We start from the raw sequence: 17114 nt of genomic DNA on the forward strand, positions 1-17114 counted from the left end.
ATAAAAAATTTTATACGGCTCATACTAATTCTGAAAAACCAGAGAAAAGGATGTGAGCATGTATGGAATCCATGAAACATAAACTTGTCATGACGCTTCTGGTCATATGCTTAATTGCAATTGCTGCAGCAATCTGGTATATGATCGCAGTTATGCCCGATGGCACCCAGAAGGAGGGAACGCTTGTTAAGGCTGCTCAGGGATGGGAGATGATGGCTTCTTGAGTAAGACTGTATATTTGAATATCAGCCAGATTACAGAGGTACATCACAAGGAAATACAATTAAAAGACGTAGCGGATGTGTATTGTGATGACTCAGCCGTTATGAATAAGTGCAATGCTCTGCGGATTAAGACGATTCATCTGGATCGTAACAAACGTTACATTGAAAGTACGCTTGATGTGATTAAAAAGCTGGTGGAGATGGATCCGTCTATTACAGTCAATAACGTTGGTGAAGTGGATTATATTATAGATTACCATAAACCGAAGTCTCCCAACTGGGTCTGGCAGTGGATGAAGACAATTTTTGTCTGTATTATCTGCTTCTGCGGCGCTGCCTTTGCGATTATGACATTTAATAATGATGTAAGTGTTGCGGAGGTATTTAAGGAAATTTACCGAATTATTATGAGGGAGGAGTCCGGAGGGTTTACGATTCTGGAAGTGAGTTATTCGGTAGGGCTGGCTCTTGGAATTGTCGGATTTTTTAATCATTTTGCGAAACTAAAGATTAATACCGATCCGACACCTCTGGAGGTGGAGATGCGTCTTTATGAAGATAATGTCAGCAAGACTCTGATCCAGAATGATGGAAGAAAGGAGTCTGATATTGATGCTTCCTAAAGAAGTATTGCTTTGTTTTATCGGATTAAGCGCTGGCGGCATCATAGCAGCCGGCGTTTTTGCCTTTTTGGCAATTATCGGTGTATTTCCACGCCTGATTGGATTTACTCATACGAAGAAACACATCATGCTTTACGAAACATGTATTATACTTGGAGGTGTGCTGGGAAATATCTATGATATCTATGAATTGCCCATCGGATTCGGAGGAAATTTATTTCTTGGAATTTTTGGATTAGCAGTGGGAATATTTGTGGGATGTCTGGTAATGTCTCTGGCTGAAACATTAAAAGCACTACCTGTGATCAGCAGAAGAATTAATCTTGGAGTGGGGCTGCAATATATTATTTTATCCATAGCCCTTGGAAAACTAACCGGCTCTCTTGTGTTTTTTGCAGAACGATTTGGTCAATAACAGTAAATGGTTACAGAATGGAGGTAAAGAATGGAAGTTAATAAAAAGGCCTATGAAGCCTATGTTAAGGAAATGACACCGGTTAATAAAAAAATACCCAATATTATAAAAGCTTTTATTGTTGGAGGAATCATTTGTACAATCGGTCAGATATGCACCACCCTGATTATGAATCAGGGAGCAGAAAAGGATACGGCATCAGCCTGGACCATCTTGATACTAATTGCAGCCAGTGTCATTCTTACAGGACTTAACATCTATCCTAAAATAACCAAGTTCGGCGGAGCAGGCGCCCTGGTTCCCATCACCGGCTTTGCCAACTCCGTGGTTGCACCTGCCGTGGAGTTTAAAGCAGAAGGCCAGGTATTTGGTATTGGCTGTAAGATATTTACCATTGCCGGACCTGTAATTCTTTATGGAATATTAAGCTCGTGGTTACTGGGTGTGATCGCCTATGTTTTAAAAGCATTTGGCATCGTGTAAAACTGAAAGAGAAATGGAGTGAGAGAAATGCAGGTTGGAAAAGCGAGCATTAAATTTGAAGAACCTCCGGTGATTGAAAGCATGGCTTCCATAGTCGGAAAAAAAGAAGGAGAAGGACCGCTAGGCAAGCTCTTTGATGTAGTGGAACAGGATGATATGTTCGGAGCAGATACCTGGGAGAAAGCGGAGAGTGCCCTTCAGAAGCAGACAGCAGATCTTGCCATTGAAAAAGGGGATATCCGGAAAAAAGATATCAGGTATCTATTTGCCGGAGATTTATTGGGACAGCTGATTGCCACGTCATTTGGTACTGTGGATTTGGAGATACCATTGTTTGGTCTTTTCGGCGCCTGTTCTACTATGGGAGAAGCCTTAAATCTGGGATCAATGACAGTGGCAGGCGGTTATGCGGACAAAGTAATGGCAATGGCTTCCAGCCATTTTGCAACAGCAGAAAAACAGTTTCGGTTTCCGCTGAGTTACGGAAACCAGCGTCCTTTCTCCGCTTCCTGGACAGTGACCGGCTGCGGGGCAGTCATACTTTCAAAACACAAAAAAGAAGGAATTGCGGCTATTACTGGTATTACCACCGGCCGAATGGTGGATATGGGAATTAAAGATTCCATGAATATGGGAGCAGCCATGGCACCAGCAGCATTTCATACCATTCAGCAGAATTTTGATGATTTTAATGTGGATGAGAATTATTATGATAAAATCATAACAGGGGATCTTGGACAAGTTGGCCGAACCATTCTCCTGGATTTCATGAAAAACAAAGGTCATGATCTGGAAACCATCCATACAGACTGCGGAATTGAAATTTTTGATCCGGATTCCCAGGATACACATGCGGGAGGAAGCGGCTGTGGCTGTGCTGCATCAACGCTCTGTTCCTATATATTGCCTAAAATAAAGGATGGAACATGGAAACGAGTCCTGTTTGTGCCAACAGGAGCACTGTTGTCCACAGTCAGTTTTAACGAAGGAGAAACCATTCCGGGTATTGCTCATGGAGTTGTTATTGAGCATATCGGTAATTAGTTCAGAAAGGAGACAGCTATGGAATACGTAAAAGCATTTTTGGTAGGAGGAGCAATCTGCGCAGTGGTTCAGGTTGTAATGGACAATACCAAGCTGATGCCTGGGCGGATTATGGTACTCTTAGTGGTAACCGGAAGCATTCTTGGGTCACTGGGGATATACGAGCCTTTTAGTGAATGGGCAGGAGCGGGAGCAACCGTGCCGCTGCTGGGGTTTGGCAATTCTCTCTGGAAAGGCGTATTAAAAAGTATGGGAGAGGATGGATTTCTTGGTATATTTAAAGGGGGATTTACTGCAAGTGCAGTAGGAATATCAGGGGCCCTAATATTCGGATACATCGGATCAATCCTGTTTAAGCCGAAGATGAAAAGCTGAATGGATAAAAAAGAGGCATCAGACCTTTGCAGATCTGATGCCTCTCTTTTTTTATCAATAGTCTTCCCAGGGATATTTTGGTTTGCTGGTGCCAGGATTTGGTGGTACATACCCCGGAGCATATTGCTGGGGAGAGGTTTCCTCGTCTTCGTAAGAACTGCTGCCCGGAGGGATAATAAACGAGTTTGCCGAATGTACGGTGCAGTAACCAGGCATAGCGTATTTAGAATCATCTGTCTGACCGGTCTCTCCGCTTGGCAGTACCATAAAGACTGCGGTTGTCCTCTCGTTCTCCGGACAATAGGGAGAGGGCAGCTGATGGGATACGGAGCATACGGTTGCTCTTACGTGAATGTTGCACACGTCAGTGGGAACCGTTCCCTTAGCAAAGTATTCTGTATAAACTGCATTGCCTCTGGGATCCTCCGTACATACGCCGGTGACTGCCAGTTTGCCGGATTTTCGGCATATTTGTGCGGTCTCTATGCTGTCGGGAACGGGGAACCCAGGGTCCGGCTTCCCTTCGTGGACCCTGGTCATAATTTTCCGCCAGATTGCCTTGTGGAAGGAAGCACCTCCGTTTTTCTTTGTCAGCTTCTGGTTGTCATCACATCCTGCCCAGATACCGGCTGTATAATAAGGTGTGTAACCGACAAACCAGATATCGTTGTTGGCAGAGGTTGTACCGCTTTTTCCTGCAGCGGACATACCTGGAATCTTAGCTGCAGGGCTGGTGGAACTGGGGCCTGAACTGGAAAACTTCCGGCTGCTTTCCATGGAAGCTGCCATTGCATCCGTTAAGAGGAATGCCGTGGAGTCTTTTAAAACACGATGAGTTTCAGGTGTATTATCAATAAGAACCTTTCCGTCGTGATCCAGGATTTTTGTGAAGAATACCGGTTTGGTATAAACACCTCCATTGGCAATGGTGGCAAATGCACCGGTCAGTTCTAAGTTGGAGACACCCTTTGTGATTCCGCCCAGCGCCAGAGCCGGATTATAGTCGGTGTCAGTTAAGGAAGTGATTCCGAAATTCCTTGCGTATTCTACACCAAGCTGTGGTTTTACTGTTTCCATCAGACAGCGGACTGCCACAATATTCATGGAATAAACAATGCCATCCCGAATACTTGAGTACCCCTGATAACCTGAGCTGTACCAGTTGGAGAAGGTTTTATTACCGATGGTATAGACGGAATCGTAATAAACCGACCCCAGAGTGGCGCCGCAGGTATCCAGGGCAGGTGCGAAAGCAGTGAGGACTTTAAAGGTTGAACCGGGCTGTCGATAGGTTTTGCTGGCACGGTTTAGTGTCAGACTGGCAAGCTTTTGCCCCCGGCCTCCGCTGATTGCTTTAACTTCTCCGGTTTTCTGATCCATGATTACGAAGGAAGCCTGTGGCTGTAAGGTCTTATGAAGCCGTTCACCGATAATGGTATCCCCTTCTTTCAGCTGGTAGGCTTTGTACCCCTGTATGTCCTCATCAATCTGTTCTTCGGTATCATATAAACCGTCGTAACCATTAGCTCCCTGTTCTTTATGATATCGTTTGATGTTTTCTTCGGAGTAATGTGTAGTTGTTCCATCCTTATGTGTTACGGACAGCCGGTATTCGATGGAATATCTTGCAGCCGAATAGTTCTCAGGATTATTGATTTCTTCATCCACGATTGTCTGAATTCCAGGGTCCTGGGTGGTATAGATGGAAAGCCCCCCGCTGTATAGCATATTGTGGGCCTGAGTTTCCGTATAGCCCAACTGATCCTTCATGGCAGTCATAACTTCTGATACCAGTTCGTCTGTAAAGTAACTGTATGGGGAAGCGGTTTCTTTCGCTGCAGTGTCCACATTCTGGATTCTGGAGTAGACATCATCGGCAAGAGCCTGATCTTCCTCATCTTTTGTGATATATCCCTGGTCATGCATATACTGAAGGATGACCTTCTGTTTTTCAGAGTTGTTCTTCTGACCGGATATGGGATTGAATTTAGACGGATTCTGTGTGATTCCCGCTAAAACCGCGCATTCGGATAATGTCAGTTCCGATACATCCTTGTTAAAGTATCTCTTGGCCGCTACTTTAACGCCCAGAGTATTATTGCCTAAATTAATGGTGTTTAAGTAGTTGGTTATAATCTGTTCCTTTGACATGACACCGTCAAGTTTGATGGCAAGATACCATTCCTGAAATTTTCGTTCCAGACGTTCCCCGAAACTTTTTTCCATACCACCGCCGAACACACTGTTTTTAATCAGCTGCTGGGTGATGGTGCTGCCGCCTCCGGCAGAGGAATCGCCGGTGAGAACACCTTTGACAGCTCTCATGATGGAACGCAGATCAATTCCGTTATGTTCCCAGAATCTGGAATCTTCATAGGAAACAAAAGCATTAACCAGATTTTTCGGAAGTTCCTCGTAAGTGGCTTCTTCCCTGTTTGAACCAGCAGTTACCAGAGTTTCAGTAACATTGCCCGCACTGTCATAAACAGTAGTGGCATATTCGTTGGGGACAATGGTAGAGATGTCCACATCAGGAGCATTGTCTATAATTCCCTTCACCATGCCAAATAAGACGCTTGCGGCTACAATGCTTCCGAACAGGCATAGGATAAACAGACTTTTAAAAAAGGCAAGAAAAACTTTAGTGGTATATTTCCTTGCTTTTGAATTGGCAGATTTAATCTTTCTCTCTGTCTCTTGCTTGCCGTAATTCATAGGAAACCTCCTTTACCGGATCATTATACCAAAAACTGTGGTGCAATTCAACACTTACCATTTTTGGAACAAATTGATCCATTTATACACGCAGCCTTGATCCCGACCATGTTTTTGGATATAATAGGAAGAGATTTTTATAAACAGGAAACGAGGATGCTTATGAGGAAAGCTTATAAAATATTATACAAGGAAGGAACAGGTGAACTGACAGAAAAAAAATCACGTTTTATAGCCAGCTTTTGTCCTGTAAAAACAGAAGAAGAGGCACAGGCTTTCATAGAGGAGATGAGAAAAAAGTACTGGGATGCCAGTCATAACTGTTATGCCTGGATTCTGGGAGAGAATGGGGAAGGGAAGCGCTGCAGTGACGACGGAGAGCCCAGCCAGACTGCCGGAAAACCAATGCTTGATGTTCTGGAAGGGGAAGAAATCGTTAATATCTGTGTGGTTGTCACCCGATATTTTGGTGGTACACTTCTGGGAACAGGAGGGCTTGTCAGAGCTTACTCCGGCGCGGTAAAAGAAGGGCTTAAATCGTGCACGGTACTAACCCTGATTCCTGCCAGAAAACTTCTGATCGATACCGATTATAATGGAGTGGGGAAAATCCAGTATCTGTTAGGTCAGCGTAATCTTGTAACATTAAACAGTGAATATACAGACCGTGTTATGCTTACCGTACTTGTGCCGGATGAGGAGGTCGTAAAGCTTCAGGCGGACATTACGGAGGCTACAGGAGGTAAGGCGGTGCTGGAGATATCTGATTCCATCTATTATGGCATGAATGAAAAAGAGGTCCTGCTGTTTCCGGAAGGTTAGTGGATTGCAGAAAAGAGAAAAAAATCTTGCAATTATCTAATCCAGGTGATATACTAATAAATCGTGATAATGTAGATTGAACTAAGGGCATTCAAGGTCCTTAGTTTTTTATGATATGGGATAAATGACCTGTATTATGTTTTGAATAACAGAAGGAAGAGTACATTTATGAAGATGAAAAGAGAAGACGTCAGGAATGTGGCAATCATTGCCCACGTCGATCATGGAAAAACCACGCTTGTGGATGCCCTGTTAAAGCAGAGCGGTATATTCCGCGAGAATCAGGAAGTGGTTGAACGCGTTATGGATTCCAATGACATCGAAAGAGAACGCGGTATCACCATTTTATCCAAGAATACGGCAGTGCATTTTGGAGAGACAAAGATCAATATTATTGATACACCAGGACATGCTGATTTCGGCGGAGAAGTAGAACGTGTATTAAAGATGGTTAATGGAGTAATTCTGGTCGTAGATGCTTACGAAGGGGTTATGCCGCAGACCAAGTTTGTTTTAAGAAAAGCACTGGAATTAGGACTTTCTGTGGTTGCCTGCATCAATAAGATAGACAGACCGGAAGCCAGACCGGAAGAAGTGGAAGAAGAAGTGTTAGAACTTCTCATGGATCTTGATGCCAGTGAAGAACAGCTTGATTGTCCGTTCCTTTACGCTTCTGCAAAAGCAGGATTTGCAAAAAACCAGCTTGAGGATGAAGGCATTGACATGGCTCCTTTATTCCAGACTGTTATTGATCATATTCCGGCACCGGAAGGAGATCCGGAAGCCTCTACCCAGCTTTTAATCAGTACCATTGATTACAATGAATATGTGGGACGAATCGGAGTTGGTAAAGTAGATAACGGAAAAATCAGGGTGAATCAGGAATGCGTCATCGTAAATCATCATGATCCTGACAAGTTCCGCAAGGTTAAGGTTGGCAAGCTGTATGAATATGAAGGCCTGAATAAGGTAGAAGTACAGGAAGCTGGAATTGGTGCCATCGTAGCCATCTCAGGTATTGCAGATATTCACATCGGTGATACGCTTTGCTCTATGGAAAATCCGGAGGCTATTCCGTTCCAGAAGATTTCTGAGCCAACAATTGCCATGAATTTTATGGTAAATGACAGCCCTCTTGCAGGTCAGGAAGGAAAATTCATTACTTCCCGCCATTTAAGAGAACGTTTATTCCGCGAATTAAATACAGACGTCAGTCTTCGTGTGGAGGAGACAGAGTCTCCGGACTGCTTTAAAGTATCCGGAAGGGGTGAACTTCATTTATCCGTATTGATCGAGAATATGAGACGGGAAGGCTTTGAATTTGCAGTAAGTAAAGCGGAAGTTCTGTATCATTATGACGAAAGAAACAGAAAACTGGAACCTATGGAGATCGCTTATATTGATGTACCGGAAGAGTTTACCGGAGCTGTCATTCAAAAACTTACAAGCCGTAAGGGTGAGCTTCAGGGAATGAGTCCGGCTAACGGCGGCTATACCAGACTGGAATTTTCCATACCTTCCAGAGGCTTAATCGGCTACCGTGGGGAATTTATGACAGATACCAAGGGTAACGGTATCATGAATACTGCATTTGATGATTACGCACCTTATAAGGGAGATCTGACCTATAGAAAATCAGGATCCTTAATTGCATATGAATCCGGAGAATCCATAACCTATGGACTTTACAATGCCCAGGAGAGGGGAACTCTCTTTATCGGAGCCGGAGTCAAGGTGTATTCCGGTATGGTAATCGGACAGAATCCAAAGGCGGAAGATATTGAGATCAACGTCTGCAAGTCCAAGAAACTGACCAATACCCGTTCATCCGGTGCGGATGATGCGTTGAAGCTCACCACTCCTAAGGAGATGAGTTTAGAGCAGTCCCTAGACTTTATTGATGTAGATGAGCTGTTAGAGATCACCCCTGTCAGCCTTCGAATCAGAAAAAAAATTCTGGATCCAACCATGAGAAAACGTACTTCACAGAATAAAAAATCTTTAGTATAAATTGTTATAAACAGGAGAATGCTGACGCAGATCGCCGAAATATCGCCGATCAGTCAGTATTCTCCATTATTTTTTGTGCATTGTGCCTCCTTCTGTCGATATTTTTGGTATGCTTTTTATCATTTTCATGTAATCTGCCACATAAATTTAATATTAGCTGTGAAGCATATTAGCAAATTAGTGAAAGAAGAGGAGAAATACAATGTCAGAAAAAATGATTGAAAACAACAAAGTAAGCGTTATCGGAGAGATTGTCTCCGGCTTCACCTTCAGCCATGAGGTTTTTGGAGAAGGATTCTATATGGTGGACATTGCTGTGAATCGTCTCAGTGAACAGGCTGATGTGATTCCGCTGATGATCTCCGAGCGTCTTATTGACGTGGAAGGAAATTACGAAGGTTGTACCATTGAAGCGGTTGGTCAGTTCCGTTCCTATAATCGTCATGAAGGAACAAAGAACCGTCTTGTACTTTCGGTATTTGTCCGTGAGATCCACTTTATGGAAGAGTTTACAGACTACACAAAAACCAATCAAATTTTTCTGGATGGATATATCTGCAAAGCACCCATTTACAGAAAAACCCCTCTGGGCAGGGAAATTGCAGATTTACTCCTTGCAGTCAACCGCCCTTATGGAAAGTCCGATTACATACCCTGTATTGCGTGGGGAAGGAATGCAAGATATGCTTCTGGTTTTACCGTAGGAACCAGAGTCAAGGTATGGGGAAGAGTTCAGAGCAGAGAGTATACCAAGAAGCTTACGGACACGGAATGCGAGAAGAGAGTTGCATATGAGGTATCAGTCAGCAAGCTGGAATGTTCTGAATAAATTGTTATTGATATATTAAGGAAATAATAAGAAAACTTGAAAAAATATTAATTATATGATACGATAAGCAGGTTCTAGCGTAATAAGTAAATAATTGCTTTTTAGCTGTTATGAGGTGCTGAAAGATGAATCGTGGTACAATACAGGTGATATGCGGAGAAGGCAAAGGCAAGACGTCTTCTGCACTCGGCATGGGAATCGAGGCTCTGACGAAAAACAGGACGGTTATTATGATCCAGTTTTTGAAAGGCTGTCAGGGGGGTGGATCTCTGGAAATCATGAAAAGACTGGAACCGGAGATGAAGATCTTCCGGTTTGAAAAGTGCGATGGCTTCTTTGAAAACCTGTCTGTTAAACGTCAGGAAGAAGAGCGCATGAACATCCGCAATGGTCTTAATTTTGCCAGAAAAGTAGTGTCAACGGGAGAATGTGATATGCTGATTCTGGATGAAATTCTTGGACTTTTAGACCAGGGGATTGTGGAGGCAGGTGAACTCATAAAGCTTCTTCAGTCCAAAGTTGATGAGATGGAGGTCGTATTAACCGGTAAGATATTTTCTAAAGAAATAGAACCTTATGTAGACAGTATTCTGGAAATCAGTCATGTTAAAGTTGACAATATAAAATAATAATGTTAGTATGGTAACATACATAATAGAGTAGAGGTTGCGTTGATTATGAGTACGCTGTCCGATGTATCAGGTACAGAGGAGGATGGGGGAAAGGATGAGACGCCGAAGAACGGTATGACCTGGACATATCTGTTCTGGGCATATGGTTAAGAGCCATATGACTGTCATCCATATGGATGGGGAGCTACTTAAAGAACGATGAGATTACCAGATTCTGGACTTTAAGAGCTGACCCTGTTGTCAGCTCTGTTTTTACGTTGTCACCCGGAAGGACAGAGCGTAACAGGAGCCTGATAAGTTTTTACTATGTATAATGATAAAGAATCAGGAGGATAAGACCATGGCAATTTATGAAGGTGCTGGTGTAGCGCTTGTAACTCCGTTTAAAGACAACGGAGATGTGAATTATGAGGTACTTGAAAGACTGGTTGAGGAGCAGATCGCTGAGGGAACGGATGCGATTGTTGCATGCGGAACCACTGGGGAAGCATCTACGATGACTCATGAGGAACATCTGGATGTAATCAAATTTGTATGTGAGGTAACGAAACAAAGAATTCCGGTTATAGCCGGAACCGGCTCTAATTGTACAGATACAGCTGTTTATCTGTCACAAGAGGCAGAAAAGCTGGGGGCGGATGGTCTTCTATTAGTATCTCCATATTATAATAAAGCCACACAGAACGGGTTAAAGGCTCATTTTAAAGCGGTAGCAGATGGGGTAAAGATTCCGATTCTTCTATATAATATACCAGGCAGAACCGGGGTAACCATTAAAGCCCAGACTATCGCAGATCTCTGCTTAAACGTTCCGAACATCGTAGGAGTCAAAGAGGCCAGCGGTGATTTTTCCGCAATTGCAGATTTGTTAAGCCTGACAGACGGAAAAGCCGATGTCTATTCCGGCAATGACAACCAGATCATACCGATGATGTCTTTAGGCGGAAAAGGAGTTATTTCAGTACTTTCTAACATTGCACCTGCAAAAACACATGAGATGTGCCGGGCATATTTAGATGGCGATGTGAAACTCAGTGCCAGACTTCAGCTGGAAGCCATTCCGCTGATTAATGCATTGTTCTGTGAAGTGAATCCCATACCTGTAAAAGCGGCACTCAATCTTATGGGAAGCCAGGCAGGACCTATGCGACTTCCATTAACAGAAATGGAGGATAAAAATCAGCAGATATTAAAAAATGCCATGAAAGAGTATGGAATTTTATAACTCGTCTAAGATATACATATGGAGGAAATCATGATTAAGATGATAATGCACGGCTGTAACGGGGCCATGGGACAGGTCATTTCCGGTATTGCAGCGGAGGAAAATAATATAGAGATTGTTGCCGGGATCGATCCCAATAAGACGAAGGAAAATTCCTATCCTGTTTTTCCTTCATTAGAGTCCTGTGATGTGAAAGCAGATGTGATCGTTGATTTCACCTCTGCAAAAGCTGTGGAAGGTCTCCTTCATTACAGTGTAGAAAATCATATTCCGGTAGTTTTGTGTACGACAGGACTTTCTGACGATCAGGTAAAGCTGGTGGAACAAGCATCAAAACAGGTGGCTGTTCTCCGGTCTGCCAACATGTCTCTTGGTGTCAACCTGCTGATGAAGCTGATTAAAGATGCGGCACTGGTGCTTGCAGATGCCGGGTTTGATATTGAAATTTTAGAAAAGCATCACAATAAAAAACTGGATTCCCCCAGCGGAACAGCGCTGGCTCTGGCAGATTCCATTAACGAGACCATGGATCAGGAATTCCATTACGTTTATGACAGAAGCCAGGTGAGAAAGACCAGAGATAAAAAAGAAATCGGTATTAGTGCAGTCCGCGGCGGCACCATTGTCGGGGAACACGACGTCATATTTGCCGGAACGGATGAAGTTGTCACATTCCGTCACACTGCCTATTCCAAAGCAATCTTTGCACAGGGGGCTGTGTCTGCAGCCAAATTTTTAGCTGGAAAAAAACCGGGACTTTATACCATGAAAGATGTAATAGAATCCTGATTTTCCAAAATTTCCCACTATAAATCATTTCTCCTTTACACATACTAACGTTAGAATATGAAAGGAGAAAATATTATGAAAAAAATAAAACATTACGTATTTGCAGTACTGATTATTATGTCCGTTATGTGCCTGACCGCATGCGGAACAACAAATGGAACGGATGGAACGAAAGATGCTACAAAGGCTGGAGCAACAACAACAGCTGAGACTTCAGCTGCTGCTACAACCACAGCTGGTGCTGGTGCAACGAATGCCGATGAAAGCGTGACAAAAAGCGGTGTAGTCGATGATGCTGTAGAAGATGTGGAAAAGGGTGTTGACAAAATTACAGGTGAAAGTAACGGTCAGCCTACCACAGAAAGTACTACAGCCGCAAATTAATTTTATTTATAAAAAGCTTCGGGCAGAAAATAATGCTTGAAGCTTTTTTTTATATCGTATATAATCAGGTCAGGACACTTCTTTTTTTCTGTAATTTTGTTTTTCGCTTTCCATGCAGGTCACAACTGGAGTATATCTATGAGAACAATCAGCAAAAAAATACGTATATGGCGCTATAATAATAAGAAAAAAACATGGAGAAATTTTAAATGGGCGTTTGATCATCCTAAAAAACGGAGGGTACTATCCTGCCTTTTGTATTGCTGCCTGGTTTTGGAAGGGGTCATTCTTTTTCCACAGGAGACAGATAAAGTCTGGGTCGAATTGAAAAAGCTGTATTCGGTCAGAGACGAAGAAACAAGGAGAGAACTGCCGTCTGAGGAAGATTTAAAGACAGAATTGAGAGAACGCGGGATATCCATGGATCTGAAAGAAGGAGAAATCAGATTATGGCAGCGGGTGGAACGGCAGATTCTTGATAAATCCGATTGAGAAACAGTAATGCATACTGGTCATTAGTATTTATAATAATAAAACCAGTTGCATTCCGATTTTTACTGTATTATAATTTCTACTGAAACACCAGAGTTTTATTTGAAAAACTTATAAATTAATTCAGAAAAGGACAGGTGGATACTGTGGAGAAAAAAGAAATGCTGTATGAAGGAAAAGCAAAGAAGGTCTATACGACTGAAGATCCGGATGTATTGATTGTTTCATATAAAGATGATGCAACAGCTTTCAATGGTCTGAAAAAAGGTACAATTGTTGGAAAAGGTGCAATTAATAACCGCATGACCAATTTTGTTTTCAAAAAGTTAGAAGCCAAGGGTGTTCCGACTCATCTGGTTGAAGAGTTAAATGACCGTGAGACTGCAGTGAAAAAAGTGGAGATTGTTCCTCTTGAAGTAATTATCAGAAACTATTCTGCCGGAAGTTTTGCAAAAAAGATGGGAATGGAAGAGGGGATTAAGTTTGCCTGTCCGACACTTGAATTCAGCTATAAAAATGATGATCTGGGAGATCCGTTTATCAACAGCTACTATGCTCTTGCCCTCAATCTGGCAACCCAGGAGGAAATTGATGCCATCACGAAATATGCGTTTCTGGTAAATGAGGTTCTGATTGAGTATTTTAACACCTTAAACATCGATCTGATTGACTTTAAGATCGAGTTTGGCCGTTACCACGGACAGATTATTCTTGCTGACGAGATTTCTCCTGATACCTGCAGACTGTGGGATAAGGATACCCACGAAAAGCTGGATAAGGATCGTTTCCGCAGAGATTTAGGCGGAGTGGAAGATGCATATGAGGAGATCTTCCGCCGTCTTGGTATTCAGTAAACAGCACAGAGAGGGTAGACATTTCATGAGTAACGAATTAAACTTCAATATAGAGGAAGAGTTACATGAGGAGTGCGGCGTCTTTGGTATCTATGATTTCGACGGCAGTGACGTTGCTTCCACCATTTATTACGGTTTGTTTGCATTACAGCACAGAGGACAGGAGAGCTGCGGAATTGCTGTCAGTGATACCGAAGGTCCGAAAGGAAAAGTAAGCGCGCATAAGGGGATGGGGTTATGTAATGAGGTCTTTACTCCCGATGTTTTAGAAGATCTTCATGGCAATATCGGAGTTGGACATGTTCGTTATTCAACGGCTGGAAGCAGTACACGGGAAAATGCCCAGCCTCTTGTGCTTAATTATGTAAAAGGCACTCTTGCCATGGCTCATAACGGGAATCTGGTGAATGCACCGGAGCTGAGGAAAGAGCTTGAATACAGCGGAGCGATTTTTCAGACAACGATTGATTCGGAGGTAATTGCCTACCATGTTGCAAGGGAGCGGGTTAAGACTCCTTCTGTAGAGGCGGCCGTTGCCAATGCGATGAAGAAAATCGTGGGTGCGTATTCCCTGGTGGTTATGAGTCCCCGCAAACTGATCGGTGCAAGGGATCCATATGGATTTAAGCCATTGTGCATTGGGAAACGTGATAATGCTTACATCATCGTATCAGAGAGCTGCGCCCTTGATACGGTAGGTGCCGAATTTGTCCGTGATGTTCTGCCTGGAGAAATTGTAACCATTACGAAAGATGGTATTGTATCAGATACCAGCCTCTGCTTTAAGGAAAGATCCAAAGAGGCCAGATGTGTTTTTGAATATATTTACTTTGCCAGGCCGGACAGTGTATTTGACGGAGTCAGTGTCTATCATTCCAGGCTTTGTGCAGGCCGGGCGCTGGCTGTGGATTCACCGGTAGAGGCAGATGTGGTGGTAGGCGTTCCGGAATCCGGTAATGCAGCTGCACTTGGATATTCGCTTCAGTCAGGAATTCCTTATGGAACGGCATTTGTTAAGAATTCCTATGTAGGCCGGACATTTATTAAGCCAAAGCAGAGCAACCGTGAATCATCGGTAAGAATTAAGTTAAATGTACTTAAGGAAGCTGTCGTGGGAAAACGGGTAATCATGATTGATGATTCCATCGTCAGGGGAACCACCAGTGCCCTGATTGTAAACATGTTAAGGGAGGCTGGTGCCAGTGAGGTCCATGTACGGATCAGTGCACCTCCCTTTTTACACCCCTGTTATTTTGGAACGGATATACCCGATGAAGATCAGCTGATCGCCCATAACAGAAGTATTGACGAGATTCGCGATGTTCTTGGAGCGGATTCCCTGTCTTATTTAAATATAGAACGTTTAAATGAAATGGCGGAAGGACTGCCCATCTGTACGGCATGTTTCAGCGGAAATTATCCCATTGAACCGCCAAAAGAAGACATCAGAGGAGAATACAGCAGATAAATAGAATCAGGGGCTGTCAGACCGGTTTGCGCTGCATAACCGGAAGGCGGTCCCTGTCTGCTCTTCCCATTATAAAAAAAATATGCTAAAATAGCCCTACAACGAACCCAAGGAGGAATGAAAGGAACATGACAGATCGATACCAAAGCCCGCTGTCTGAGCGTTATGCCAGCAAGGAGATGCAGTACATTTTTTCTCCTGATAAAAAATTTAAAACCTGGAGAAAACTGTGGATTGCTCTGGCGGAAGCGGAAAAGGAACTGGGACTTCCAATAACGGAAGAACAGATAGAGGAACTGAAGACGTTTCAGAATGACATTAATTATGATGTTGCAAGACAGCGGGAAAAAGAAGTCCGCCACGATGTAATGTCTCACGTATATGCATACGGAGTACAGTGTCCGAAGGCAAAAGGCATTATTCATCTTGGTGCCACCTCTTGTTATGTGGGTGACAATACCGATATTATTGTTATGACGGAAGCACTTATGCTGGTACGGAAAAAACTGATTAATGTGATCAGTGAGCTTGCAGCATTTGCAGACAGCTATAAGGATCTGCCCACTCTTGCATTTACCCATTTTCAGCCTGCCCAGCCAACCACGGTAGGTAAGAGAGCCACTTTGTGGCTTCATGATCTTACTATGGATTTAGAAGATCTGGATTATCTTCTTGATTCCATAAGGCTTCTCGGCTCCAAAGGGACAACCGGAACCCAGGCCAGCTTTTTGGAATTATTTGACGGAGACATGGACAGAGTGAGAAAAGTAGATGCCATGATTGCAGAGAAGATGGGATTTCAGGGCTGTTACCCGGTATCTGGTCAGACTTATTCCCGCAAAGTTGACAGCCGTGTGGTCAATGTTCTGGCGGGAATTGCCCAGAGTGCCCATAAGTTTTCCAATGATATCCGTCTGCTCCAGCATTTAAAGGAAGTAGAAGAGCCGTTTGAAAAAAGCCAGATCGGTTCATCAGCCATGGCTTACAAGAGAAATCCCATGAGAAGTGAGCGGATTGCTTCTTTGTCAAACTACGTGATGTCAGATGTTATGAATCCCATGCTTGTTTCTTCTACCCAGTGGTTTGAACGGACACTGGATGATTCTGCCAACAAGCGTCTGAGTGTCCCGGAAGGTTTTCTTGCAATAGACGGAATCTTGGATCTGTATCTCAACGTGGTAGACGGTCTCGTCGTTTATCCGAAGGTGATTGAAAAGCACATGATGGCAGAGCTTCCCTTTATGGCGACAGAAAATATTATGATGGACGCGGTTAAGGCAGGCGGAGACAGGCAGGAGCTTCATGAGCGGATCAGGGAGCTTTCCATGGAAGCAGGCAGGAATGTGAAGGTGAACGGACTGGATAATAATCTTCTGGAACTGATTGCGGCGGACCCATCTTTTAATCTTTCCCTGGAAGAACTGAAAAAGAGTATGGATCCGAAAAAATATGTAGGATGTGCTCCTGCACAGGTTACCATATACCTTGATGAGGTGATTCGTCCTCTTCTTAAGGACAACCAGGAACTTCTTGGTATGACAGCAGAAATCAATGTATAAAATAACTGCGGACGGACTGATTTTTGCCGATGAGTCTGTCCGCAGTTTTTCATTGTATAGCAGTCTTTTAATAAACCACCTGCTATGCAGGTGCGTCCACAGCCGCTTTAGCTTACAGAAAAAACCTCCAATGATATAATAAGTGTAGGTTCGCCAACCACACTAAATCAA

The 17114-nt window shown here is 43.4% G+C and carries 18 protein-coding genes and 1 riboswitch; of the genes, 17 read left to right on the forward strand and 1 reads right to left on the reverse strand.

Features of this window, described 5'->3' with window-relative positions; all coding sequences use genetic code 11:
* Nucleotides 1–62: 62 nt before the first annotated feature.
* Genes CRO04_RS26290 through spoVAE form a run of 6 tightly spaced genes read left to right on the forward strand, consistent with a single transcriptional unit; the run spans nucleotide 63 to nucleotide 3164 of the window.
* Nucleotides 63–224 carry a hypothetical protein gene (locus CRO04_RS26290; protein WP_166432575.1) on the forward strand — a complete coding sequence of 54 codons (162 nt, stop codon included), beginning with the start codon at nucleotides 63–65 and terminating at the stop codon, nucleotides 222–224.
* A complete protein-coding gene (locus tag CRO04_RS14770) occupies nucleotides 221–847 on the forward strand; it encodes a stage V sporulation protein AA (RefSeq protein WP_097005047.1) in 627 nt (208 codons plus the stop codon). The genes CRO04_RS26290 and CRO04_RS14770 overlap by 4 nt, the downstream gene beginning before the upstream one ends.
* Nucleotides 834–1262: a stage V sporulation protein AB gene (locus CRO04_RS14775; RefSeq protein ID WP_207654454.1), complete on the forward strand. Its 429-nt coding sequence runs from the start codon at nucleotides 834–836 to the stop codon at nucleotides 1260–1262. The genes CRO04_RS14770 and CRO04_RS14775 overlap by 14 nt, the downstream gene beginning before the upstream one ends.
* Nucleotides 1263–1292: 30 nt before the next feature.
* Nucleotides 1293–1745, forward strand: a complete 453-nt coding sequence (locus CRO04_RS14780; protein WP_097005023.1) for a SpoVA/SpoVAEb family sporulation membrane protein — start codon at nucleotides 1293–1295, stop codon at nucleotides 1743–1745.
* 27 nt (nucleotides 1746–1772) lie between these two features.
* Nucleotides 1773–2789 carry a stage V sporulation protein AD gene (gene spoVAD, locus CRO04_RS14785; protein WP_166432576.1) on the forward strand — a complete coding sequence of 339 codons (1017 nt, stop codon included), beginning with the start codon at nucleotides 1773–1775 and terminating at the stop codon, nucleotides 2787–2789.
* Nucleotides 2790–2807: 18 nt separating this feature from the next.
* Complete coding sequence (spoVAE, locus tag CRO04_RS14790) at nucleotides 2808–3164, forward strand: stage V sporulation protein AE (protein WP_097005025.1); 357 nt, start codon at nucleotides 2808–2810, stop codon at nucleotides 3162–3164.
* Between the two features lie 54 nt (nucleotides 3165–3218).
* Here spoVAE and CRO04_RS14795 read toward each other — a convergent pair whose 3' ends face one another.
* Nucleotides 3219–5879, reverse strand: coding sequence for a transglycosylase domain-containing protein (locus tag CRO04_RS14795; RefSeq protein WP_097005026.1), 2661 nt, complete (start codon nucleotides 5877–5879; stop codon nucleotides 3219–3221).
* Between the two features lie 162 nt (nucleotides 5880–6041).
* Between CRO04_RS14795 and CRO04_RS14800 the strand changes: the two genes are divergently transcribed.
* The 11 genes from CRO04_RS14800 to purB all read left to right on the forward strand — a co-directional run bounded on the left by CRO04_RS14800 (nucleotide 6042) and on the right by purB (nucleotide 16943).
* The gene (locus CRO04_RS14800) at nucleotides 6042–6701 is read left to right on the forward strand and encodes a YigZ family protein (RefSeq protein ID WP_097005048.1); all 660 of its coding nucleotides are present in this window, start codon (nucleotides 6042–6044) and stop codon (nucleotides 6699–6701) included.
* 168 nt (nucleotides 6702–6869) lie between these two features.
* On the forward strand, nucleotides 6870–8711 hold the full coding sequence (typA, locus tag CRO04_RS14805) for a translational GTPase TypA (protein ID WP_097005027.1): 1842 nt from the start codon (nucleotides 6870–6872) through the stop codon (nucleotides 8709–8711).
* A 202-nt stretch (nucleotides 8712–8913) separates the two neighbouring features.
* Entirely contained in the window at nucleotides 8914–9540 is a 627-nt protein-coding gene (locus tag CRO04_RS14810) for a single-stranded DNA-binding protein (RefSeq protein ID WP_097005028.1), read from the forward strand.
* A gap of 125 nt (nucleotides 9541–9665) precedes the next feature.
* On the forward strand, nucleotides 9666–10169 hold the full coding sequence (locus CRO04_RS14815; RefSeq protein WP_097005029.1) for a cob(I)yrinic acid a,c-diamide adenosyltransferase: 504 nt from the start codon (nucleotides 9666–9668) through the stop codon (nucleotides 10167–10169).
* Nucleotides 10170–10192: 23 nt separating this feature from the next.
* Nucleotides 10193–10367: riboswitch (Lysine riboswitch) on the forward strand.
* 145 nt (nucleotides 10368–10512) lie between these two features.
* Nucleotides 10513–11397, forward strand: coding sequence for a 4-hydroxy-tetrahydrodipicolinate synthase (dapA, locus tag CRO04_RS14820; protein WP_097005030.1), 885 nt, complete (start codon nucleotides 10513–10515; stop codon nucleotides 11395–11397).
* A gap of 30 nt (nucleotides 11398–11427) precedes the next feature.
* Entirely contained in the window at nucleotides 11428–12186 is a 759-nt protein-coding gene (gene dapB / locus CRO04_RS14825) for a 4-hydroxy-tetrahydrodipicolinate reductase (RefSeq protein ID WP_097005031.1), read from the forward strand.
* 75 nt (nucleotides 12187–12261) lie between these two features.
* Nucleotides 12262–12570 carry a hypothetical protein gene (locus tag CRO04_RS14830; protein ID WP_097005032.1) on the forward strand — a complete coding sequence of 103 codons (309 nt, stop codon included), beginning with the start codon at nucleotides 12262–12264 and terminating at the stop codon, nucleotides 12568–12570.
* 138 nt (nucleotides 12571–12708) lie between these two features.
* Nucleotides 12709–13062 carry a hypothetical protein gene (locus tag CRO04_RS14835; protein WP_097005033.1) on the forward strand — a complete coding sequence of 118 codons (354 nt, stop codon included), beginning with the start codon at nucleotides 12709–12711 and terminating at the stop codon, nucleotides 13060–13062.
* Nucleotides 13063–13208: 146 nt separating this feature from the next.
* Complete coding sequence (purC, locus tag CRO04_RS14840) at nucleotides 13209–13916, forward strand: phosphoribosylaminoimidazolesuccinocarboxamide synthase (RefSeq protein ID WP_097005034.1); 708 nt, start codon at nucleotides 13209–13211, stop codon at nucleotides 13914–13916.
* Nucleotides 13917–13941: 25 nt separating this feature from the next.
* Nucleotides 13942–15384 (forward strand): amidophosphoribosyltransferase, encoded by a 1443-nt coding sequence (gene purF / locus CRO04_RS14845; protein WP_097005049.1) that lies wholly within the window; start codon nucleotides 13942–13944, stop codon nucleotides 15382–15384.
* Between the two features lie 128 nt (nucleotides 15385–15512).
* Nucleotides 15513–16943, forward strand: coding sequence for an adenylosuccinate lyase (purB, locus tag CRO04_RS14850; protein WP_097005035.1), 1431 nt, complete (start codon nucleotides 15513–15515; stop codon nucleotides 16941–16943).
* Nucleotides 16944–17114 lie beyond the last annotated feature (171 nt).

The organism is Lacrimispora amygdalina (assembly GCF_900205965.1).
Lineage (GTDB): Bacteria > Bacillota > Clostridia > Lachnospirales > Lachnospiraceae > Lacrimispora > Lacrimispora amygdalina_A.